The 20,239-nt window shown below is 38.4% G+C and carries 20 protein-coding genes; 14 read left to right on the top strand and 6 right to left on the bottom strand.

All coding sequences use genetic code 11. The features are described from left to right. Positions 1 to 61: 61 nt before the first annotated feature. The 3 genes from BM015_RS13485 to BM015_RS13475 form a co-directional block, all read right to left on the bottom strand. The gene (locus tag BM015_RS13485; protein ID WP_090659297.1) at positions 62 to 1,960 is read right to left on the bottom strand and encodes a T9SS type A sorting domain-containing protein; all 1,899 of its coding nucleotides are present in this window, start codon (positions 1,958 to 1,960) and stop codon (positions 62 to 64) included. A 129-nt stretch (positions 1,961 to 2,089) separates the two neighbouring features. After that, positions 2,090 to 2,530, bottom strand: coding sequence for an ester cyclase (locus BM015_RS13480; protein ID WP_090659294.1), 441 nt, complete (start codon positions 2,528 to 2,530; stop codon positions 2,090 to 2,092). Positions 2,531 to 2,665: 135 nt separating this feature from the next. Continuing rightward, positions 2,666 to 3,496, bottom strand: coding sequence for a helix-turn-helix domain-containing protein (locus tag BM015_RS13475; RefSeq protein WP_090659291.1), 831 nt, complete (start codon positions 3,494 to 3,496; stop codon positions 2,666 to 2,668). Between the two features lie 369 nt (positions 3,497 to 3,865). On the opposite strand from BM015_RS13475, the gene BM015_RS13470 reads away from it, so the two are divergent. The 12 genes from BM015_RS13470 (at position 3,866) to BM015_RS13415 (ending at position 14,880) form a co-directional block, all read left to right on the top strand. Next, positions 3,866 to 4,306, top strand: a complete 441-nt coding sequence (locus BM015_RS13470) for a VOC family protein (RefSeq protein ID WP_090659288.1) — start codon at positions 3,866 to 3,868, stop codon at positions 4,304 to 4,306. Positions 4,307 to 4,425: 119 nt separating this feature from the next. Then, complete coding sequence (locus BM015_RS13465; RefSeq protein WP_090659285.1) at positions 4,426 to 5,295, top strand: DUF808 family protein; 870 nt, start codon at positions 4,426 to 4,428, stop codon at positions 5,293 to 5,295. A 138-nt stretch (positions 5,296 to 5,433) separates the two neighbouring features. Beyond that, positions 5,434 to 6,261 carry a helix-turn-helix domain-containing protein gene (locus BM015_RS13460; protein WP_090659282.1) on the top strand — a complete coding sequence of 276 codons (828 nt, stop codon included), beginning with the start codon at positions 5,434 to 5,436 and terminating at the stop codon, positions 6,259 to 6,261. Between the two features lie 71 nt (positions 6,262 to 6,332). After that, positions 6,333 to 7,256: an SRPBCC family protein gene (locus tag BM015_RS13455; protein WP_090659279.1), complete on the top strand. Its 924-nt coding sequence runs from the start codon at positions 6,333 to 6,335 to the stop codon at positions 7,254 to 7,256. A 133-nt stretch (positions 7,257 to 7,389) separates the two neighbouring features. After that, positions 7,390 to 7,854 (top strand): carboxymuconolactone decarboxylase family protein, encoded by a 465-nt coding sequence (locus BM015_RS13450; protein ID WP_245751413.1) that lies wholly within the window; start codon positions 7,390 to 7,392, stop codon positions 7,852 to 7,854. Positions 7,855 to 7,938: 84 nt separating this feature from the next. Next, a complete protein-coding gene (locus BM015_RS13445; protein ID WP_090659273.1) occupies positions 7,939 to 8,280 on the top strand; it encodes a YciI family protein in 342 nt (113 codons plus the stop codon). Between the two features lie 79 nt (positions 8,281 to 8,359). Next, complete coding sequence (locus BM015_RS13440) at positions 8,360 to 8,710, top strand: YciI family protein (protein ID WP_090659271.1); 351 nt, start codon at positions 8,360 to 8,362, stop codon at positions 8,708 to 8,710. A gap of 45 nt (positions 8,711 to 8,755) precedes the next feature. Continuing rightward, the gene (locus BM015_RS13435; protein WP_090659269.1) at positions 8,756 to 9,982 is read left to right on the top strand and encodes an RNA polymerase sigma factor; all 1,227 of its coding nucleotides are present in this window, start codon (positions 8,756 to 8,758) and stop codon (positions 9,980 to 9,982) included. 162 nt (positions 9,983 to 10,144) lie between these two features. After that, positions 10,145 to 12,148: an FAD-dependent oxidoreductase gene (locus BM015_RS13430; protein ID WP_090659267.1), complete on the top strand. Its 2,004-nt coding sequence runs from the start codon at positions 10,145 to 10,147 to the stop codon at positions 12,146 to 12,148. A 192-nt stretch (positions 12,149 to 12,340) separates the two neighbouring features. Further along, a complete protein-coding gene (locus BM015_RS13425; RefSeq protein WP_090659265.1) occupies positions 12,341 to 12,712 on the top strand; it encodes a response regulator in 372 nt (123 codons plus the stop codon). Positions 12,713 to 13,079: 367 nt separating this feature from the next. Next, a complete protein-coding gene (locus BM015_RS13420) occupies positions 13,080 to 14,357 on the top strand; it encodes a DUF4861 domain-containing protein (protein ID WP_090659263.1) in 1,278 nt (425 codons plus the stop codon). A gap of 340 nt (positions 14,358 to 14,697) precedes the next feature. Then, entirely contained in the window at positions 14,698 to 14,880 is a 183-nt protein-coding gene (locus BM015_RS13415) for a hypothetical protein (RefSeq protein ID WP_090659261.1), read from the top strand. Positions 14,881 to 14,986: 106 nt separating this feature from the next. Here BM015_RS13415 and BM015_RS13410 read toward each other — a convergent pair whose 3' ends face one another. Beyond that, complete coding sequence (locus BM015_RS13410) at positions 14,987 to 15,397, bottom strand: hypothetical protein (RefSeq protein WP_090659258.1); 411 nt, start codon at positions 15,395 to 15,397, stop codon at positions 14,987 to 14,989. A 296-nt stretch (positions 15,398 to 15,693) separates the two neighbouring features. Here BM015_RS13410 and BM015_RS13405 point away from each other — a divergent pair, with 296 nt between their 5' ends. Next, positions 15,694 to 17,184, top strand: coding sequence for a hypothetical protein (locus BM015_RS13405; protein ID WP_090659256.1), 1,491 nt, complete (start codon positions 15,694 to 15,696; stop codon positions 17,182 to 17,184). A 14-nt stretch (positions 17,185 to 17,198) separates the two neighbouring features. Further along, positions 17,199 to 18,038, top strand: coding sequence for a glycoside hydrolase family 19 protein (locus BM015_RS13400; protein ID WP_218148500.1), 840 nt, complete (start codon positions 17,199 to 17,201; stop codon positions 18,036 to 18,038). A gap of 51 nt (positions 18,039 to 18,089) precedes the next feature. Here the strand turns inward: BM015_RS13400 and BM015_RS13395 are convergent, their stop codons facing one another. Both BM015_RS13395 and gldA read right to left on the bottom strand, forming a co-directional pair. Then, complete coding sequence (locus BM015_RS13395; RefSeq protein WP_090659254.1) at positions 18,090 to 18,761, bottom strand: DUF2461 domain-containing protein; 672 nt, start codon at positions 18,759 to 18,761, stop codon at positions 18,090 to 18,092. An 82-nt stretch (positions 18,762 to 18,843) separates the two neighbouring features. Further along, on the bottom strand, positions 18,844 to 19,794 hold the full coding sequence (gene gldA, locus BM015_RS13390; protein WP_090659252.1) for a gliding motility-associated ABC transporter ATP-binding subunit GldA: 951 nt from the start codon (positions 19,792 to 19,794) through the stop codon (positions 18,844 to 18,846). Between the last annotated feature and the right edge of the window lie 445 nt (positions 19,795 to 20,239).

Raw genomic sequence — 20,239 nt, 5'->3', positions numbered from 1 at the left:
TTAAATACGCACGCATAACTCTTGCTAACAAGCCCCTCAAATGGTAATATCACCGGCACCTTTAATTTCGTATCATTTGCCTGGAACCAACCAACCTTCCGTCTACATACAGAGAATAATAATAAGCGCCGGAAGCAAGCGCAGATGCATCAATACGGATGGTGCCCTTACCTGTTCCTGAAATATTTAACTGCTTTAACTGCTTGCCGTTTATATTGGTGACAATAATTTTTGCAGATGAAAACTTAACGGGTAATGAATAGGCCACAGTTGTGGTATTATTAAACGGGTTAGGCATATTCTGCTCCAATCTTGCATCAGCAATAATAGTGGCATGCTGATTATTGGCCGTTAACTGTTTCGAACCAACCATTACCCTTAACTCATCTATTTGTTTTTGCAGGTTATTTATTTTTTCATCTTTTGCCTCATTGTCCTTGCTTAATTCCTGCACAGCTTTTACCAGTGGCACTACAAAATCACTATATCGCAATCCATATAAACCATCATCAGTTTGAGGTTTGTCAACGCCACTAAAATTGTAGTTAAGTTGCCTGGCTGCAGCTTCTACTTCCTGTGCTTCAAAGCCGTTATAAACAATCTTTGCTGCACGGGCAGCTTGAGCTTGCATTTCCCGTTTAAGACTGTTATAAGCACTATCATTTTTTGCGTTTCGTTCATAGTATGCATTCAGCGCATTTATATCAACTGTATATGTTATAGGTTTAAGCAGATTAATAAAAGCCAGCCCCTTTACATCATCTTTTTTATTCGTTTTATAACGGCCATCAGAAAAAGTTGTCCATGAAACCTGTCCGCCTATGGAAACAATATTTGTATTACCTATACGCACTTTGTTTGATGCATCAACCTGTGTCATATATCCAATAGCTATGGCATTGGTTAACCCGCCTGAGCTTACGTTAGCAAAAAAACCAATGGCTGTATTTCTTTTACCCGTTGTATTATTATATAGCGCATTATAACCGTATGCTACATTACCATAACCGCTGGTATTGTAGTATAACGCATTTGCGCCGCCTGCTGTATTTTGATAACCTGATTGATTATAAAAAAGCGCTCTTGCCCCGGCGGCAGTGTTTGCATATCCAATTGTATTAAAATTTATGGCACTTATACCGTTGGCTGTATTCTCATAACCGGAGGTATTAGCCATAAGCGATCCTATGCCTGTTGCCGTATTTGAGCGGCCGGTAATATTATGCGTAAGCGCAAGCCTGCCTGTTGCCGTATTCCCTGAACCTGTTGTGTTTTCAGAAAGCGCAGCTGCGCCTGTTGCTGTATTGCCAAAGCCTGTTGTGTTTTGCGCAAGTGTATAATAACCGCTTGCCGTATTGCTGCTGCCGCTTGTATTTCTAAATAATGAAGACTCACCAATTGCCATATTATAGTTTCCGTTTGTATTATAATAAAGCGCCTGGTATCCATTGGCTGTATTGCCATGCCCTGTTCTGTTACTGTAAAGGCTTTTGTAACCTGTAGCGGTATTTGACGAGCCGTTTGCATTATTGTACAGGCTTCCGTCTCCTATAGCTGTATTAAAAGAGCCAGACCTGTTGGCATATAAAGCATAAGCGCCATTGGCTGTGTTTGATTGCCCTGTTACATTATTGCGCAATGTATTAAACCCTGTCGCGGTATTATTGTTGCCAGAAGTGCCGGCAATCAACGCATCAGCTCCCACGGCCGTATTCGATAAACCTGTTCCGGTGCTACAAGTAATAAATCTTGAACCACCTATGTAAATAGAACCGTCAAGAAACATGTCTTTCCATGATTTGGAAGCTGAACCTATATTGAGATTATTATCATTTGCCGGAAGCAGCGTTGCATTTACGGCAGTGGTAGCATTTAAATTTGAGAGGCTTTGATTAGCGTTTTGTGCAAATGTGGTTTGAAAGCAAATAATGGTCAATACAATAGCATTAAACCTTTTCATAGATTTTTATTTTTGTTTGTAATGAATAGGCTGATATATAAGAAGACTTACTGCGGTATGCATATTACGGGGCACAGCAAGCCCGTGCCTGCAGGCACATTCAGTAAAGTGAGGTTAGTTACGAAACAATCAGGCGCCTAATTGCTTCATAAAGTCTGCATGATCCCAGGTAACCGTTATGCGCTCAATAATATTATCATCGCTAAAACGGAAAACAAAAATGTGATCGCTGTCAAAAGTTTTTCCTTTGCTTTCAATGCCTGCAAAGTCTTTTGCCTGCGTACCACGAATTACAACCTGGCAGCGTATGGTGTTTTCATCTTCAGCAACGGCCGCATCTAAAGTGTTATCAATATCGGGGAAACAATCTGTCAATGTTATCCAGATGTTTTTACCCAACTCACCAATTTTACCGGTTCCGGCATCACCCAATGGCACAAATTCAACTATGCCACCGGCATTACAAAGCGACAACATTTTATCAATATTTTTTTGCTGATAGACAAACATAAATTCAACGCAGGCATTTTTTAAACTGAGCTCATGCTGCATTGCGACGGTGGTTTCCATAATGCATTTTTTTGTTTTTGGATAATTTGTTTGTTGAACAAAGTTATTTTACCTGCACGGGGCAGTATTGTAAGTATGCGTCAATCCGTTGTAAAAATGCGACAGCGAACGTGCTAAACTTCAATTAATAAATAATCAATTATTGCCTGCCGGTTTTTCTACATAGTTAGCGAGTTCTGTATTTTCCTTTAAATATTGTTGCGGTGTGCGGCCGGTAAATTCTTCAAAATCTTTTATAAAATGTGCCTGGTCATAAAAATCACATTCATAAAAAATCTTCGGCCAGTCAACTTTCTTTTTACCTGCAATAAGGTTGCACAAGTAACCAATACGGCGAATGCGGGCATAATATTTAGGGCTTAAGCCTACTTTCTGAAAAAATTTTCTTTCAAAGGTCCTGCGGCTCATATAGCTTTTTTCCAGTAGGTCATTTACCTGCAACATACCATTTTGCGCCACAATAAAATTGGCTGCTTCGTCAATATAATCAGGTTCGGGTTTCAGCGTACGTAATTGTTGCAGCATAAACGCTTCAAGCACCGCTACTTTTTCCTGCTCGCTATTGGCCGCTTTAATGGCAGCTATATATTTATCTATAATTTCTTTTGAAAATAATTTATACAGGTCAATGCGTTCTTCCACAAATTCAAACATTGGCCAGTTAAAAATTGTTGCCAGCGCCGCAGGTTTAAAAACAATACCCGCAATGCCTATCGTTCCCTGTAAAAACAAATTATAGCTGTAAATGCTTTGCCCCGATGCAAACTGGAGTGGCACGGGCAGCTTATCATATTTTTTATTTTGCAAATGATAAGCATCTCCATAATTAAATACAATAGAACCAAAACCACTTGGAGGAGATTCAACCATCATCATTGAATCCATAGGCCCTTCGCTATCCCAAATAAAATAACATGCTATGAACGGCTGCAATGCCGCACAAGGCGTATGCTTATGATAAAACATATTGTAAGATAAAAATTATGGATAACAGTGTGGTGACAGCTAAAACATGTGTTGCAGAGGTCTTCATGTTTTTGCTTTTTAGTGTTAATCATATTTATTATTGATGCAAAAACCACATCAGATATATATGTAATTCCTCCTGTACTGCAATATAAAATACAATCATAAATATGCATAATACAGGAGCCGCTAATTCAAAAATTAAGAAAGGCTGCCAGGCAATTGACCTACGTAGCAGCATCCCTTAGTTTTCATAAATTTTGATAAAAATTCAATCCTGCTGACATACTGTTGTCACAAAGAGAATTGACCTTTACATCGTGCAAACATTTAAATGATGAATTAAATTTTTAAATTAAAAATTAAGATATGAACCTCGCTTCTGTTAGAATAATTACGGCTGATATTAAAAGCCTGGTGAAATTTTATGAACACGTAACCGGCGTTACACCTATACAATACACTGAAGATTTTGCCGAACTAAAAACACAATCAGCCACTTTAGCCATTGGCAGCACCAATACCCTTCAATTTTTTGGAGGTGATGAAGTTGCAAAAGCAGCGCAAAACCATACAGCTATCATCGAATTCAGGGTTGCAGATGCAGATAAAGACTACGAAAGGCTCGCAGGTTTTCTTCAGCCTTATATTGTGCAAAAGCCCACAACAATGCCCTGGGGAAACAGGTCGCTTTTATTTCGGGACCCGGATGGCAACCTGGTTAATTTCTTTACGCCTGTTTCGCATGAAGCAATAGAGAATTCTGATGCAGGGAAGCAACAAAAATTTGCAAAAAAAGTTTGCTGTTGACGTTGTCATAAATAAAAGGCTTATAAACCCGGTGAGGCACATGCTTGTTTAAACATTTAAAAACAAGCATAATACAATTCTTAAATTGATATTTTTACGCCCTTACCAATAAACCAAGTATGGCATCAGGCTTTTTTGCAATTTTAGACGATATAGGCGCTTTAATGGACGACGTAGCGGTGGCAAGCAAAGTAGCTACCGGTAAAACAGCAGGAATATTAGGCGACGACCTGGCTGTGAATGCAGAAAAGGCCACCGGCTTCCTGTCTTCAAGGGAGTTACCGGTGTTATGGGCTATTACAAAAGGCTCGCTGCTTAATAAAGCTATTATAATACCAATAGCTTTATTATTGAATATGTTTCTTCCCATCGCCATAAAAATAATATTGGTTTTGGGCGGCTTTTACCTCGCTTATGAAGGGGTTGAAAAAATCATCGATTTTCTTTTTCACCGCGCTAAAAAAGGCCAGGAAGTAATTGCAGAAAAAGAAGAAAATAACAACAATGCAGAAAAAGCAAAAATAAAAGCGGCCATATCAACTGATTTTATTCTTTCTATAGAAATTGTGATCATAGCACTGGGAACGGTTTTAGATAAAAGCATGGCCATTCAGATCATTACGGTTATTGTTGTTGCAACATTGGCCACAATTGGCGTGTATGGAATTGTTGCGCTCATTGTAAGAATGGATGATGCAGGTTATAAGCTTATAAAACATACAAACAATAAGGGCTTTTTGTCAAAACTGGGAATACTACTGGTGAAGGCATTACCGGTTATTATTAAGATACTTGGTGTTGTTGGTACCATCGCTTTAATACTGGTTTCAGGCGGCATTTTTATACATTATGTTGATTACTTCCATCATCTTTTCCCGGGAATTCCACCCATAATTAAAGAGATATTGTTTGGTTTGCTTGCCGGCCTTATTGCGGTTGCAGTCATAACAGGCGGCAAAAAATTAACTGCATTAGTAAAAAGGCCATAAACCTGCTGCTGGCATAACGCAGTAATAATTCCCATTTACAGAAATTTTATAGTTTTGAAAAGGCTTTTGTATGATGAGTGATCGCTGTACAAAACCACCCGGCCTGAACGTTACCATAATATCATAGCAGGATAAGCAATGCAAATTCAGTTTCATCACATTGAACCTCATTTTCTGCTCAAGAGCTATATAGAAAAGATGTGGTTCTTTAAAAGCAGCGGAAAAATGCCTGCTGATGATATGAAACTGGTGGTGCCAAACGGGAATATCAAACTCACCCTTTCTTATCAAAACGGAGTTGTAGCCGCGATAAACGATAAAATATTTGCATCCAAAGAACACGATATTACTTTAACAGGCTTGATTGATGTGCCGGTAATATTAGACGTTGATAAGGATATCACTACAGAAACCATCGGCATTGAATTGAACCCGAAAGGGGCATACCGTTTTTTTCATTTTAAGCTGAATGATATTCAGAATAAAATCTATTCCCTGGGTGATGTGTTGGGAAATACAGGAAGCCGGTTAACGGAGCAAATCAGCAATACTGCATTGATACAGGAAAAAATAATTTTATTACAGCAGTTTCTTCTTAAACAACTTTCGCTATCCAATGATGATCTTATTTTTGAATATTGCATTGAAAAAATAGCTGCCTCAAAAGGAAGTATAACCGTTAAAGAATTAGAAAGAAAAACAGGTTACAGCAGCCGCTGGCTGAATTTAAAATTCAATGAAAAATTAGGTATAAGCCCAAAAAACCTTTGTTCCATAATTCGCTTCAAACAATACTACCAAGTATATATAAACAGCAAGGAAAAACCGTTTTCCAGGAACGACTTTTATAACGCGTATTACGACCAGTCTCATTTTATAAAAGACTTTAAACGCTTTACCGGCCTGGCTCCTACAAAGTTTGAAAAGCAAACAAACGATTTCGGTAAAAGTTATTACAGGGAATAGCACTTCCGATTTTTACAATATTGCCTTAATGGTTTTATCTTTTTTTGTATAACAATTAAAGACAAAACAATATGAAAAATAAAAGTTACAGTGCAGCCATTAATGTTGCCAAATCAGCAAAGCAAGTTTTCAATGCAGTTAGTGATGTAACAAAATGGTGGAGTAAAGATTTTGAAGGTAACAGCGAAAAGCTGAATGATGAATTTATCATTAACCATCCCGGCAAGCATTATTCAAAACAAAAATTAATTGAAGTTATTCCTGATAAAAAGATAGTTTGGCTTGTTACAGAAAGCCAGCTTACTTGGATTGAAAACAATAAGGAAGAATGGACAAATACAAAAATGATTTTTGAAATAAGCGGTAATGAAAACAAGACTGTTCTTCATTTTACACACGAGGGGCTTTCTCCCGAGAAAGAATGTTATGCAATGTGCGAAAAAGGGTGGGATATAGTTATTAAAGATTGGTTGTTTCACTTTATTTCAGTGGGCACACCTTCTGCAAAAATGGCTGAAGCAGCGAAGATCAGGAACCGGCATTTTGAGGATACAACCACAACATCAAAAAAGGATTTTCATAAAACCATTACGGTAAGCGCTTCTGCAGAAGAAGCTATGAAAAAAATAAGCCAGGTAAACGCCTGGTGGAAAAAAGATTTTTCAGGCAGTGCTGAAAAATTGGATAATGCATTCACCGTTCCGTTTGGAGCGCCTTCTTTTGTTGAGTTCGTTGTAAGCGAATTCTCACCCGGCAAAAAACTAGCCTGGAAAGTTACTGATTGCTATTTGCCCTGGTTTAAGGATAAAAAAGAATGGAATAATACAGAAGTTGTTTTTCAGCTTTCCCAAAATAACGGAAAAACCAAAATTGACTTTACGCATATGGGCCTTACGCCGGAAGTTGAATGTTATGATGTTTGTGAAAAAGGATGGAATGGTCATATTAACACCCTCGAAAAATTCATTAACGAAGGCAAAGGCCTTTCGGAATAAATGCCCCTGCAAAAAATACCCTGAATTCTTCCGGCAACTTGCGTAGCCGGAATTTTTTTAAAAATTATTTCGGCCTGGTTGTCCTATTCTGTTTCATTAAGTTGTCATTTGTTTTTAATTACTAAATATTTGAATGATGAAACAGAGAATTAAAATTAATGAAACAGGCCGCGAAGCAATTACGGCCCTTTACCCGCTTAATAAATACCTTGCAAAATCTTCTATTGAAAACGCCTTATTCGACCTGGTTCATTTCCGCGTATCACAAATAAATAAATGCGCTTTTTGCCTTGATATGCATTCTAAAGACCTGCGGGCCATGGGCGAATCGGAACAACGTTTATATGTGCTTGATGCCTGGAGGGAAGCGCCTTTTTACAGTGATCGCGAAAAGGCGGCATTAGCATGGGCAGAAGCATTAACACAATTGGGAAGTGGTTCGGTACCCGACGAAATTTATGAAAATGCACGCACCCAATTTTCTGAACAAGAACTGATCGACCTTACCATGGGTGTTATTGCCATCAACAGTTATAACCGCATTAATATTGCATTCGGGGCAGATGTGGGCAGTTATAAAGTTGGCCAGTTTGCTTAACCTATGTTTCTTCTTTAACTGCAAAGAAGGCTAATTTCTTTGCAGTTATTACAATTCATTTTAAAAACTTAAAAAAATAAAACCATGAAAGAATTCTTATTTATTTATCGCAGGGATGTTAACAATATTCCCAAAGGTTCACCGGAAGAGATGCAAATTGAAACGAAACGATGGATGGACTGGATAGGCAGCATTGCCGCACAAAATAAGTTAGTGAACAGGGGCAATCGCTTAGAAGTTGGGGGGAAAGTGGTGAAGGGGCTCAGCCTTGTTACAGATGGCCCTTATGCGGAAATAAAAGAGTCCATTGGCGGTTATTCCATTGTGAAAGCCAATACTATAGAAGAAGCTTGTGAAATGGCAAAAGGCTGTCCTGTATTTTCTATTGGCGGCACTGTGGAAGTAAGAGAAATCAGCGTGATGTAATTATCAAAAAAAACTTCTGAACCTGTCCTATGTTTATTTCACAGATTGTCGTTTGTTTTTAATCATAAATTAAATTACAATGAAAGATTTTCTTTTCATCTTCCGTGTTGATTATGCAGGAATGGGCCGGCTTTCTGCTGAAGAACTTCAAAACGTTGCAGCAGCAGCCAAAGGCTGGATTGAAAATATTGCTGCACAAAATAAATTGGCAGATAAAGGCAACCGTTTAATACCGGGCTCGGGAAAAGTTTTAAGGAGCAAGGACATTATTACAGACGGGCCTTACGTGGAAACCAAAGAAGCTATAAACGGTTACCTCATTATAAAATCAGCTACGATTGAAGAAGCTGTTGATATTGCAAAAAACAACCCGCTGTTTAAACTTAATATAGGCGGGAGCATAGAAATAAGAGAGGTAAGCACTATTTAATTCCCCGAAAAAAGCCTTCGTACTTTTGCGAAGGCTTTTTCTTTTATGAATGATGATAAATTAATACCGCATTTGTTTCGCACAGAGTACAGGAAAATAATTGCTGTGCTTTGTAAAACATTCGGACTTGAACATATTGAGATAGCAGAAGATATCGCCAGCGATACATTTCTCCAGGCATCAGAAACCTGGGGCATTAAAGGCCTGCCTGATAACCCCGCAGCATGGCTAACTACCGTTGCTAAAAACAAAGCGAAAAACTACCTGAAGCATAATAAGATTTTGCTTGATAAAATAATGCCCGGCATTAAATACAGCGCCCCTCAAACCGAAGAAACAATAATAGACCTGAGCACTGAAAACATTCGTGACAGCCAGTTAAAAATGATGTTTGCGGTTTGCCATCCCTGCATTGCCACAGAAGCACAGATAGCATTGGCATTAAGGGTTCTCTGCGGTTTTGGCATTGATGAAATCGCTTCTGCATTTTTAACGAACAAGGCAACCATCAATAAAAGACTTGTAAGGGCTAAAGACAAATTGCGCAGGGAAAAAATTTCTATTGAGTTGCCGTTGCCCGATGAAATTAATAACCGCCTGGATGTTGTATTGAGAACTTTATATCTTTTATACAATGAAGGTTATTATACTTCGCAAAATGAAAATATATTACGCAGGGAACTTTGCTATGAAGCCATGCGCCTGACATTTTCATTAATAGAAAATGAGCAAACAAACCTCCCGCAGGTGAATGCCTTATTCGCATTAATGAGTTTTCATGCTTCGCGGTTTGATGCAAGGATGAATGAAAAAGGAGAAGCTGTTTTATATGATGAGCAGGATGAAACGCTCTGGGATAAAAAACTAATTCAGCAGGGCGAATATTTTTTACAGCAGTCATCGCGTGGAAAGCAGTTATCCAAGTATCATCTTGAAGCAGGCATTGCCTATTGGCACACATACAAAGAAGACACGAAAGAAAAATGGGAAAACATTTTGCAGTTATATAATCAATTGCTGATGCTGGAATACTCACCGGTTATTGCATTAAACCGAACGTATGCTTTATCAAAAGCTAACAGCATTGATGAAGCCATTGCAGAAGCCGAAAAACTGCAGCTCACCCATAATCATTTATACCATACTTTACTGGGAGAATTATACAAAAATAAAAATGTGCAAAAGGCAGCCTTCCATTTTTCTGAAGCATTGCAACTCGCTAAAACCCCGGAAGACAAACAGCTTATACAACGAAAGATAGATGCGTTATAACGATGTCTTTTTAATGCATTGTTTCTTCTTGCTTTTCCGGTAAAGATTAATCTGCAGATTTAAGGGCACACCGTTATTATCTTTACAACGCTTTGCAAAATGTATGATTTTGCAAATCTGAAAACATAATGATATTACTTTTAAACCCCATAATGAAAAAGCATGAAGAAATATATACTGCTTATTGTTGGCATCATCAGTTTAATACAATTAAAGGCACAAAACAGTAAGCCATACGATATATGTGTTTATGGTGGAACGGCGGCCGGTGTAATAGCAGCTTATACAGCAAAGCAATCAGGCAAAACAGTTTTGCTTATAGAACCGGGCAAACATGTGGGTGGCTTAACAACAGGCGGTTTAGGCTTTACCGACATAGGTAACAAATATGCCATCACCGGCCTTGCAAGAGATTTTTACCGCCGCGTAGGAGAACATTACGGAAAGTTTGAACAATGGATTTTTGAACCGCATGTTGCTGAAAATATATTGATGGATTGTTTAAAACGTGCATCGGTGCAACCACTGCTTCAGCACAGGGTGGTGCGTGTTGAGAAAAAGAACGGGTTTATTAAAAATATTACAATTGAAAGCAGCAGCAATCCCGGCACTAATGCTTATCAAACAATAACTGCAAAGGTATTTATTGATTGCTCTTATGAAGGCGACCTTATGGCGAAAGCAGGCGTATCATATTTTACAGGCAGGGAAGCCAACAGCCTTTATAATGAAACGTACAATGGCGTTCAGTTAAGGGACAAGCACCAGTTCCCGGATGGCATTGATCCTTATAAAATTCCTGGCAAACCAGAAAGCGGCTTGTTATGGGGCATCAGCAATGAACCATTGCAGCCGCAAGGCAGCGGTGATAAAAAAATACAGGCTTATAATTTCAGGATATGTTTAACCAGCGATCCTGCTAATAAAACAGACATTACAAAGCCTGCAGATTATGATCCTTCCCGCTATGAATTGCTGCTGCGTTACCTGGAAAAAAAACCGGCTAAAGACCTGGGAGGTTTTTTGAAGTTTGACCTGATGCCCAACAATAAAACAGACATCAATAATAACGGCCCTTTTTCAACAGATATGATCGGCATGAATTATAATTATCCTGAAGCTGATTATAAAACGCGTTCTGAAATACAGGCAAAGCACGAAGCTTATACCAAAGGGCTTTTATATTTTATAGGCCATGATCTGCGCATGCCGCAGCATTTGCGTGAACGCATGCTGCGCTGGGGTTATCCGAAAGATGAATATACCGATAACCATAACTGGTCGCCACAAATGTATGTGCGTGAAGTAAGGCGCATGAAAGGAGATTATGTTATGACGCAGGCAAACTGTGAAGGAAAGGAAGTTGTGGAAGATGGCATTGGCATGGCCGCCTACACAATGGATTCGCATAATTGTGAACGCATTGTAGTAAACGGTATGGTAAAAAACGAAGGCGATGTGCAGATTGGAGGCTTTGGCCCCTACCCTGTTTCTTACCGCTCATTAATACCCAAACCTTCAGAATGTAAAAACCTGCTGGTGCCGGTTTGTTTATCTGCAACACATATTGCTTATGGCTCTATAAGAATGGAGCCTGTTTTTATGGTGCTGGCGCAATCTGCTGCAATGGCTGCTGTAATGGCCGTTGATTCAAACAAAGCTGTTCAGGATATTAATATAAAAAAGTTACAGCAGGAACTTATTATGAACCCGCTGGCTGATAACAGCACGCCTGAAATATTGGTTGATAATGATGACGCTGTGCAGGCCATTGTTAAAGGCAACTGGCAAAAAGAAACAAGAGGTTCTTACGGCCCGTCAATGTATGTGACAAACGGAGCAGCCGGTGAAACGGCTTCGGTAACATTTATGCCGGCTGTAAAAAAAGCAGGCAGCTATAAAATATATACCTACATGCCAAAGTTTGCTTCACTGTCGCCATTAATTACTGCGGAAGTTTATGATGGTAAAACAATCATTAAAAAAGAAATAAAAGAGAGCGATATAAATGTGCAGGGGCAAACATCGGGTGAATGGGTTGAGCTGGGCTCATATAGCTTACCTGCAGGAAAAAAGGCCTATGTAAAAATTTCCAATAAAGGCAGTCAAACTATTGTAGCGGACGCCGTGTTGTTTGTTCCGGAGTTTAAGAATATCAATTTTTAAAACTTAACAGATTGAAAATTAAAAATTTAAACCAATCAATTTCATATTGGGAAAAAGTAAAAAAAGCTATCTTTAGTGTATCACCGCTTTTGGCATGATTATAGGCAATACAGTAAACCCGGTTTGATAATTTTTGATACGTTTCTGCTAAGTTCTTATCAATAACTACAGACTTTCATAAAAATCATTACAATGAAAAAAGTATTATTGATTGATGACGACGAAGAAGATCAGGAATTTTTTATTGAACAATTACTTGAATATAAATCCAGTCTCCAGGTCATATCCGCATACGACGGGGAAGAAGGCTTGAAATTAATTCACTCAATAAAACCCAAGTGGGTGTTTTTAGATGTTAACCTTCCACGCATTAATGGTTTAAAACTCCTCGAATCCATTAAAGAATTTTTGCAGGCCGAAAATATATCTGTTTATATGTATTCAACAAACGCAGGCCTTCAGAACAAAAAGCAAGCATCTGAATTAGGCGCAAAGCATTATTTTCAGAAACCTGAAAGCATACCTGAATTAAGATCAATTTTCAAAAAGGCATTTGGAGAATAATTTTTTTTAATTCAAACAAATGCCTGCTATTTAGTTTGATAAATTTTTATTGCAGCCAGAATATTTGCATCTGTGTATTATAACCTTTGATAATTCTCCAGCTTAAATTCATTCTTTTACTTATTCAATTTTCAAACTTTTTACAGGATTTGCCACCGCTGCTTTTACGGTAACCATTTTGAAGCAGTAATGCAGGCAAGCGGTATGGTTATTATAAATGCTATCAGTAATAAAAATGCAAACTCACGATAAAGCAGCTTCAATATATTTCCTTGTTACTATGAAGCTATTTCAACTTCTCCATTCTTACCGCAAATAAATCGCTGCGTGGTTTTCATTCTTATCATTAACATGTAAACTTGCAATAATGAAAGTCATCAATAATATTTTGCTATTTATAATAATAAGTTTTTTGGGTAGTGTAAAAAGCAATGCACAGCAGCACACATTTTCCATTGTAAACAAAACAAAAGTTGAAAGGGTCAATGAACTTGTTATTCTTAAAAGGAGTGATATTGAAAAATACGCAGGAAAAACTTCGGGCGATTCCGGTTATGAAATCATATCAGGGAATGATAAAATAGTTTATCAAACTGTTGATACAAATTATGATGGCAATTGGGATGAACTCGTTTTTTTATCATCATTCAAACCAGGTGAAAAAAAAGTTTTTAAACTTGTTATGACTAATGAACCTGTTGCAAACACAGCAACTGCAATGGCGCATGTGCGCATGAAATATAAAAATGCAGACGATAGTTTTGGTGAAAGTGTAGCCAGCGCAACCATGCCATATCAAAATCCACCAACGGATTTCAGTAAACAAAAATTACCGCCTTATTTAACGGAAGGTCCGGGTTGGGAAAATGATAAAGTGGCTTTTCGTTTATACTTTGATACAAGAAATACAATTGATATTTATGGCAAGCGCATTCCCGGTATGGTGATGGATACAGTGGGCGCCAATCCGGCAAACAGCTATCATAATTTATCAGCATGGGGGATGGATATTCTGCATGTTGTAAAATCGCTTGGCGCCGGTTCGCTGGCCATTGCCACAAAAGATGAAAACGGCAAAGACACGCTAATACGGTTAGGCGGCAAAAACATTGCAAAAGAAACATATCAGCAAATAGCCGATGGCCCTTTGTATGCAGCTTTTAACATGCATTATGAATGGAAGATTAATGGTAAACCTGTCACCATAAACCAGCAGGTTAGCATTTGGGGCGGGCAATATTTTTATGAAAGCAACGTAACGGTAATCGGCGCGCCGGAGGGTTCAAATCTGGTGAGCGGCATTGCAGATTTTTATGAAAATGCAGTTGATAGTTTTCATACTTCAAACACGGCTGCCTTATTATCGCATGGCAAACAATCTGAGAATAAAGATGAATTAGGCATGGCAGTTTTACTTCCGCAAAAAACATTCGCCTTTTTTAAAGAAGCGCCAAAGTCCAATTCTGATGTAATGGAAACACATCTTGCTGCTCAAAATATTACAGACAATGAACCGCTAACATTCAGGTTTTATAGTTGCTGGAAACTGACGGATAAAAGATTTGTTTCAAAAGGTTTTTTCAAACAATTTCTGCATAACGAAGCAGAAAAATTTGGAAAGCCATTGCAGGTGAAATGGAAATAAAACGAGTGAAGGATGAATGGTCAGTTGTGAAATTCATGTGTTATCAATATTTAATTCACCATTCAATTGTTGCATCCATAATACATACCTTACCATTCGTGAAATAAAAAATACCGTTTGTATGAGATTCTATGCCGGCAATTCCGGGGCTGTATATCTTTACGCCTTCAAATAAAAGAGCATTGCTCTATATATTATGAATACATTTCTTCAAAAGAAATTCACTATTTGCCGGTTAAGGGAAAATCCGCCGGAAGTTCCTGTCCTGTAATCTTCGCCGGTAAAAATTTACCGGTTTGTAAAGGCGCATAGCCGCCATCTTTTCAAATTAAATAATAAAATGAGATCAACATTATTGCTGATCGCCTGTGTTACTTTATTAATACTGGTGATCAGGAAATACATAACTATACAGGAAAATAAGAAATCATTACAGCCAAAAACGGTTCATCATAACATAATAAAAGATGCTTACAGCCTGCTGCCCGAAGACCTAAAGATTGGTCAGCTTCATAGTTATTAAAAAGCGTTGCACAAAAGGAGAAAAAATTGGCCGGGATTTGTTTTGCCACAGACGCACAGATAAATAAACATCCTGGTATCTGTGGCTGATTATTCTTTAATGCTTCTTAAAGATTACCGTCAAATGTATATTTAAAATCCACCAGCCACCTGTCATTCCTTTTAATAACCTTCACTTTTCGTGCAACCTTATCATAAGAATTTTTGTAATTAATAATATGGGTTGAATCATTTATCGTTTCATCGGCATTAATGATAATGGAAGCGCCGCTGTAGCTATACTTTTCATCAGAGGGCTTTAAATTATAGTCGCGTTTTATTTTTAAAAGGTCTTCTGTATTAACGCTGTCATTGATCATATAAAAAGCAGCTTTATCAAAATCTCCTTTTAAACATGCATCAATAAATTCACGCCCGCCTTCCAGCGCTGTTGCCGCAGGCAAATAATTATTGCCCATACAGGAAGCAAGTAAAATAACAACAAGAACATTGCAGGAAATTTGCCGTATCGTTTTCATCAGCCTCAAAATTACAATCAAAAATTTGTCTGCAGAAACTTTGGAAATATGCCTGATTGTAATTAATATCGTTACGGGATTTTTTTAAAGGCTAACGTGCTATGGAAAATGCTGCATCCCTCATTCTTTTTATTTATTGTGTTTGCGTGCAGTTATGCTTTTCCGAATAATATTTAGAAAAACACTTTGTAAAATCATCTGCTTCGTATAAGGATTTATAACTGCCTGGTTTGAGAAATTATTTTATATAACCATATAGCCGAAAAGGTATTCAGAGTAGGCCAAAAACTTACAGCATGTTCAACACTCCTGTTCTCGATGTTGCCATTGGGCTTGTTTTTATTTTTTTGTTATACAGCCTGCTTGCCACGTCTGTTAATGAAGCTATTGCAACGGGCCTCTCGCTGCGGGCAAGAATGCTTAGGAAAGCCATCATGCTGCGCATGCTTTCCAATACAGAAGAAGAAAATAAAATACTCAACTTCCTCAAAGGCTTCGCCGGGATTTTTACAGAGATAGTTTACATTTTTGGCGGTGCGCCGGAGAAGAAACCTGAAGATAAAAATATAGGCGACCAGTTTTATTCGCATCCTATAATTAGAAACTATGCATCGAGCAGTTTTTTTAAAATTCCCTCCTATCTTGCTGCTTCCAACTTTGCCATAATTCTTATTGAAAGTTTAAAAGAAGATTTTAATAACAAGATCAATGAGATTGCAGCTCAAAAAATTGGCAACGGAAAATCTGTTCGTGAAGTGCTTGATGAGCTGAACAACAGCCCTGATGTTATCAAAATAAAAGAATTGCTTGATTATTACGCCTGGTACTATGCTGCAAACCCGGGCATTAAAACCTATAATGAACTGCCCGGCCTGCCGCGTGGGCTTGACAAAGAGATACACTGCATCCTGCAGTTGCACCTGCGCAACAGCTTATTTGATTTTAATGCATTTAATAAAAAAATTGAAGGCTGGTATAACGATACGATGGACAGGGTGAGCGGCTGGTACAAAAGACAAACACAATTCATACTTTTTGTGCTGGGCTTTGCTCTCGCTTTTATTTTTAATGTTGATACCGTTGCCATTACCAATAAATTATCAACAGACAAAGATGCAAGAGACCAGGTGGTGCAGTTAGCTGTGCAGTCAGCAGATTTATATAAAAATGATCCGCGGGTGCAAAAACAGCAGCAGCCTGCCAACGGGGAAACAAATCCTGATTCATTATTAAAACTTTCACAGGGTTATTTAAATGAAGCTAAAAGAACTTTGGACTCCAGTCTTAAAAACCCGAATATGGTTGCCGGTCTTGGCTGGGGCGAATATGGAAAAGATGACCCGGCATTTATACGCAGGCTTTCGGCCAAATGCTTTCACCGGTTTTTAATTTTTGGAAGAATACGGATGAAAGATTCGCTTAATGCGGTAAGCAATCGTATAAACAAAGAAATCTCCCTTCAGCAAAAACCGGTTAATAAAGACTCATTAATACTTGTTCAGTTTTATAAAGAACAGGTAAAAAATTTCCCTGTTAGAATAAAAACATCTTATATATTTTATTCAGTCGGCGCTAAAAAAATACTTGGGTTTATGATCACGGCTTTTGCCATTTGCCTGGGTGCACCTTTTTGGTTTGATCTTTTAAATAAACTCATTAAAATACGCGGGGCAGGCAACAATAACAACAGCAGTAATACGGTTGATTTAACTGCAGCAAAAGAAACCTCAACCACTATGACTAATACAACAAGCACACAAAATACCAGCGAGGAGGCTGTAGGATAGTTATGCCGCAATTAATGGTTACAAAAAAATTGAATAAGCGCAGTGCTTTGCCAATGATATTGCCTGACGCTAATAATATTGTTGACACCGTGCCTAAAGGTTATATATTTTTCGGCACTGAAGTTATGGCTGTTCCCGGCATTACATTGCCACAGCCGCCACTTGATAAATGGTATAAAGACAGCGATGGCTTTTTTTATTGGGGCGGCGCATTAATGATAGTAAAAGATGTAGCAACGGAAATACATCCGCCAACGCCTGTTTCAGGTGTTTCTGCATTGCAAATAAAGTTTGCCACCGGCGCATTAACATCCTATGCTGAAAAATTTTCAACATTTTTAAATGATGCCTGCACCCGTTTTCAAATTAATACACCAGCCCGTGCATTATGTTTTTTAGCGCAGGTGGGCCATGAAAGCGGCGGATTGTTTTATACAGAAGAATTAGCCAGCGGAAAAGCTTATGAAGGGCGGGCCGATTTAGGCAATACGCAGCCCGGCGATGGCATACGTTATAAAGGAAGAGGGCTTATACAAATTACAGGCCGGGCCAATTATACATCGCTTAGTAATGACCTTGGAATTGATTGTGTGAATAACCCTTCTTTATTGGGCGGGCGTAATGCCAATGTATGCACGCCGGAACAATTAAAAAACGCGGCATTAAGTGCAGGCTGGTTTTGGAATTCGAGGAAATTAAATGACCTCGCAGATAAGATGGATATAACAAAACCGATTGAAGACGATTTGAACCTTACTCAATTTAAAGCCATCACCAAAAAAATAAACGGCGGGTATAACGGGTTATCAGACAGGGTTGCCCGCTATAAAGCAGGGGCAAGTTTGTTTGTATAAGCCCGGGGTAATTAATATATTTTGAGGTATAATAAAAAGCCTGGACAGACGTTAACCCTGCAGCGCCTTATTCAAAAAAACAATAAGCGGGTACAACGCTTCAAAAGCTTTTATAATGGTTGCCTCAAATTTTTTATCAGTCAATTGTTCATCACTTAAAGGCGACATGGCAACAACACTTTTAAGCTTTATAAATTCAATAGCGGGATTATTTTCATCATAACCTTTCGGCGGCCTTGTTAAACTCCATTCACTATCGCTGCTGATGCCTTTTGTATAAACCGCTTTAAATTTTTTATTATTAATGATGCTTTTAAACTCATCAAAATTGTAATCAATTTCCTGCCGCACTTTTTTCAGCATATCAGCATCGGGCTGGTAAATGCCACCGCCAACAAAACTCCCGCCCGGCTGCAGGTGCAGGTAATAACCGCCTGTATTGCTCTTTTTGCCACCAGCATTTATGTATGCGCCAAAGTTGGTTTTGTAAGGCGATTTGTCTTTGCTGAAACGTATATCGCGATTAATCCTAAACAGGCAATCTTTTGGCGCAAGCGATACCAATGTTGCATCCGTTTTTGAAAAACCCGATAATATAGTTTGAAGCGAGGCCGTAAAATCTTCTTTGGCCGCTTCATATTTTTTGCGGTTAGCATCAAACCATTCTTTGTTATTATTTTTTGCAAGTTGCTTTAGAAATTGAAGTGTTGATGTTTGTAGCATAGTATGTAGTTAGTTGAATAGTTGATTGGTTCATTAGCTCAATAAACCTGGCAGGCACTTTTTGATCCAGGCCATCTCACATTCACGCTTGACCCTGCCCGACTGAGCCGGTCAGGCGGGGATTCACGTTTGATGTAGTCAAACTCCTGAATATATCTTCCAGGTTATTGCCTTCTGTTTGTAAGGAAGTTATATCCAACTGTTCAGCAACAGCGAATTCAAGCAGTTGCCTGCGCAGCTCATTGGTATCGCTGGTGGATATTTTAAAGCTTTGATCATTTACTGCAACAACCTGTTTGGCGCCGGGTAAACTTTCAAGCTGCGCTTTATTGATCTTCGTTGAAAAACTTACTGCAATACTATTTGACTGCACATTTTGCTTAAGCGCTTCCACACTGCTGTCGGCAACAAGCTGGCCTTTGTTGATGATGATAACCCGATCGCAGATGGCCTGTACTTCCTGTAAAATATGCGAAGAAAATAATACCGTTTTATTTCGCCCCTGTTCTTTAATAACGTTGCGTATTTCTATTATTTGATTAGGGTCCAAACCGCTGGTTGGTTCATCCAGAATTAAAACTTCAGGATCATGTAATAACGCCGCGGCAAGGCCAACACGTTGCTTATACCCTTTTGAAAGCTGCCCTGTTCTCTTTTTGCTTTCAATTGACAGGCCTGTCAATTCAATAACGTTTTGAATTTTTTCTTTTGCATGTTGAATCTCATGCACGCCCGCAATAAACTGCAAATATTCCTTTACATACATATCGTAATACAAAGGATTAGATTCCGGCAGGTAACCAATTTTTTTCTTGGCATTCATCACATCCTTACTTACATCTGCGCCACACACTTTTATATTGCCATCATCGGGTTGTAAATAACCGGTTATCATTTTCATGGTGGTACTTTTGCCCGCGCCATTAGGGCCAAGAAAGCCAACAATTTCTCCTTTACCAACAGAGAAAGAAACATTGTTTACGGCTTTTTGCTCACCGTATTGTTTTAAAAGATTTTTTACTTCAATTGACATGCTTTTATTATTGAACCTTCTTCTATTTTTAATTCCAAGGGGATGATAAGATTGTTTCTATTTTATATTTGGTCACTTTCTTTTCTTGATAAAAGAAAGTAACCAAAGAAAATCAAGAAAAAATGATATTGCAAAGTGCATATTGGTTTTTTATTTGTCTTTGCGAACCTCCTTCGTCGGTTTCAGCACATTTTTTTCCACGCCCCGATTAAACTTTTGTGCTGATGACTTTTCAGCAGTTTAGCCTTGATGCTTAGGTTCAATCAGCGTGAGTATGTTCAAGAGCTTAATTGTTTATAGCTGTTACATTCACGTTTGACGATTCACTTTTCACGAAAATCAATCCTGTAAATCCATTAATCCCACAAATCAGGGCTCAGACAAGCTGCCATCTGTTCAACGGTACAAGTGTTGCGACGCAAGGAACGATGCCACAATGTATCAA

The sequence above is a fragment of the Parafilimonas terrae genome, from assembly GCF_900115755.1.
In the GTDB taxonomy this organism is placed as follows: Bacteria; Bacteroidota; Bacteroidia; order Chitinophagales; family Chitinophagaceae; genus Parafilimonas; species Parafilimonas terrae.
Note: the sequence above shows the minus strand (reverse complement) of the source record. Positions and strands in the feature narration are given on the sequence as shown.

Excerpts from the sequence above, each read along its gene's own strand:
- BM015_RS13485 (WP_090659297.1), bottom strand. The coding sequence starts at position 1,960 with ATGAAAAGGTTTAATGCTATTGTATTGACCATTATTTGCTTTCAAACC.
- BM015_RS13480 (WP_090659294.1), bottom strand. The coding sequence starts at position 2,530 with ATGGAAACCACCGTCGCAATGCAGCATGAGCTCAGTTTAAAAAATGCC.
- BM015_RS13475 (WP_090659291.1), bottom strand. The coding sequence starts at position 3,496 with ATGTTTTATCATAAGCATACGCCTTGTGCGGCATTGCAGCCGTTCATA.
- BM015_RS13470 (WP_090659288.1), top strand. The coding sequence starts at position 3,866 with ATGAACCTCGCTTCTGTTAGAATAATTACGGCTGATATTAAAAGCCTG.
- BM015_RS13465 (WP_090659285.1), top strand. The coding sequence starts at position 4,426 with ATGGCATCAGGCTTTTTTGCAATTTTAGACGATATAGGCGCTTTAATG.
- BM015_RS13460 (WP_090659282.1), top strand. The coding sequence starts at position 5,434 with ATGCAAATTCAGTTTCATCACATTGAACCTCATTTTCTGCTCAAGAGC.
- BM015_RS13455 (WP_090659279.1), top strand. The coding sequence starts at position 6,333 with ATGAAAAATAAAAGTTACAGTGCAGCCATTAATGTTGCCAAATCAGCA.
- BM015_RS13450 (WP_245751413.1), top strand. The coding sequence starts at position 7,390 with ATGATGAAACAGAGAATTAAAATTAATGAAACAGGCCGCGAAGCAATT.
- BM015_RS13445 (WP_090659273.1), top strand. The coding sequence starts at position 7,939 with ATGAAAGAATTCTTATTTATTTATCGCAGGGATGTTAACAATATTCCC.
- BM015_RS13440 (WP_090659271.1), top strand. The coding sequence starts at position 8,360 with ATGAAAGATTTTCTTTTCATCTTCCGTGTTGATTATGCAGGAATGGGC.
- BM015_RS13435 (WP_090659269.1), top strand. The coding sequence starts at position 8,756 with ATGAATGATGATAAATTAATACCGCATTTGTTTCGCACAGAGTACAGG.
- BM015_RS13430 (WP_090659267.1), top strand. The coding sequence starts at position 10,145 with ATGAAGAAATATATACTGCTTATTGTTGGCATCATCAGTTTAATACAA.
- BM015_RS13425 (WP_090659265.1), top strand. The coding sequence starts at position 12,341 with ATGAAAAAAGTATTATTGATTGATGACGACGAAGAAGATCAGGAATTT.
- BM015_RS13420 (WP_090659263.1), top strand. The coding sequence starts at position 13,080 with ATGAAAGTCATCAATAATATTTTGCTATTTATAATAATAAGTTTTTTG.
- BM015_RS13415 (WP_090659261.1), top strand. The coding sequence starts at position 14,698 with ATGAGATCAACATTATTGCTGATCGCCTGTGTTACTTTATTAATACTG.
- BM015_RS13410 (WP_090659258.1), bottom strand. The coding sequence starts at position 15,397 with ATGAAAACGATACGGCAAATTTCCTGCAATGTTCTTGTTGTTATTTTA.
- BM015_RS13405 (WP_090659256.1), top strand. The coding sequence starts at position 15,694 with ATGTTCAACACTCCTGTTCTCGATGTTGCCATTGGGCTTGTTTTTATT.
- BM015_RS13400 (WP_218148500.1), top strand. The coding sequence starts at position 17,199 with ATGGTTACAAAAAAATTGAATAAGCGCAGTGCTTTGCCAATGATATTG.
- BM015_RS13395 (WP_090659254.1), bottom strand. The coding sequence starts at position 18,761 with ATGCTACAAACATCAACACTTCAATTTCTAAAGCAACTTGCAAAAAAT.
- gldA (WP_090659252.1), bottom strand. The coding sequence starts at position 19,794 with ATGTCAATTGAAGTAAAAAATCTTTTAAAACAATACGGTGAGCAAAAA.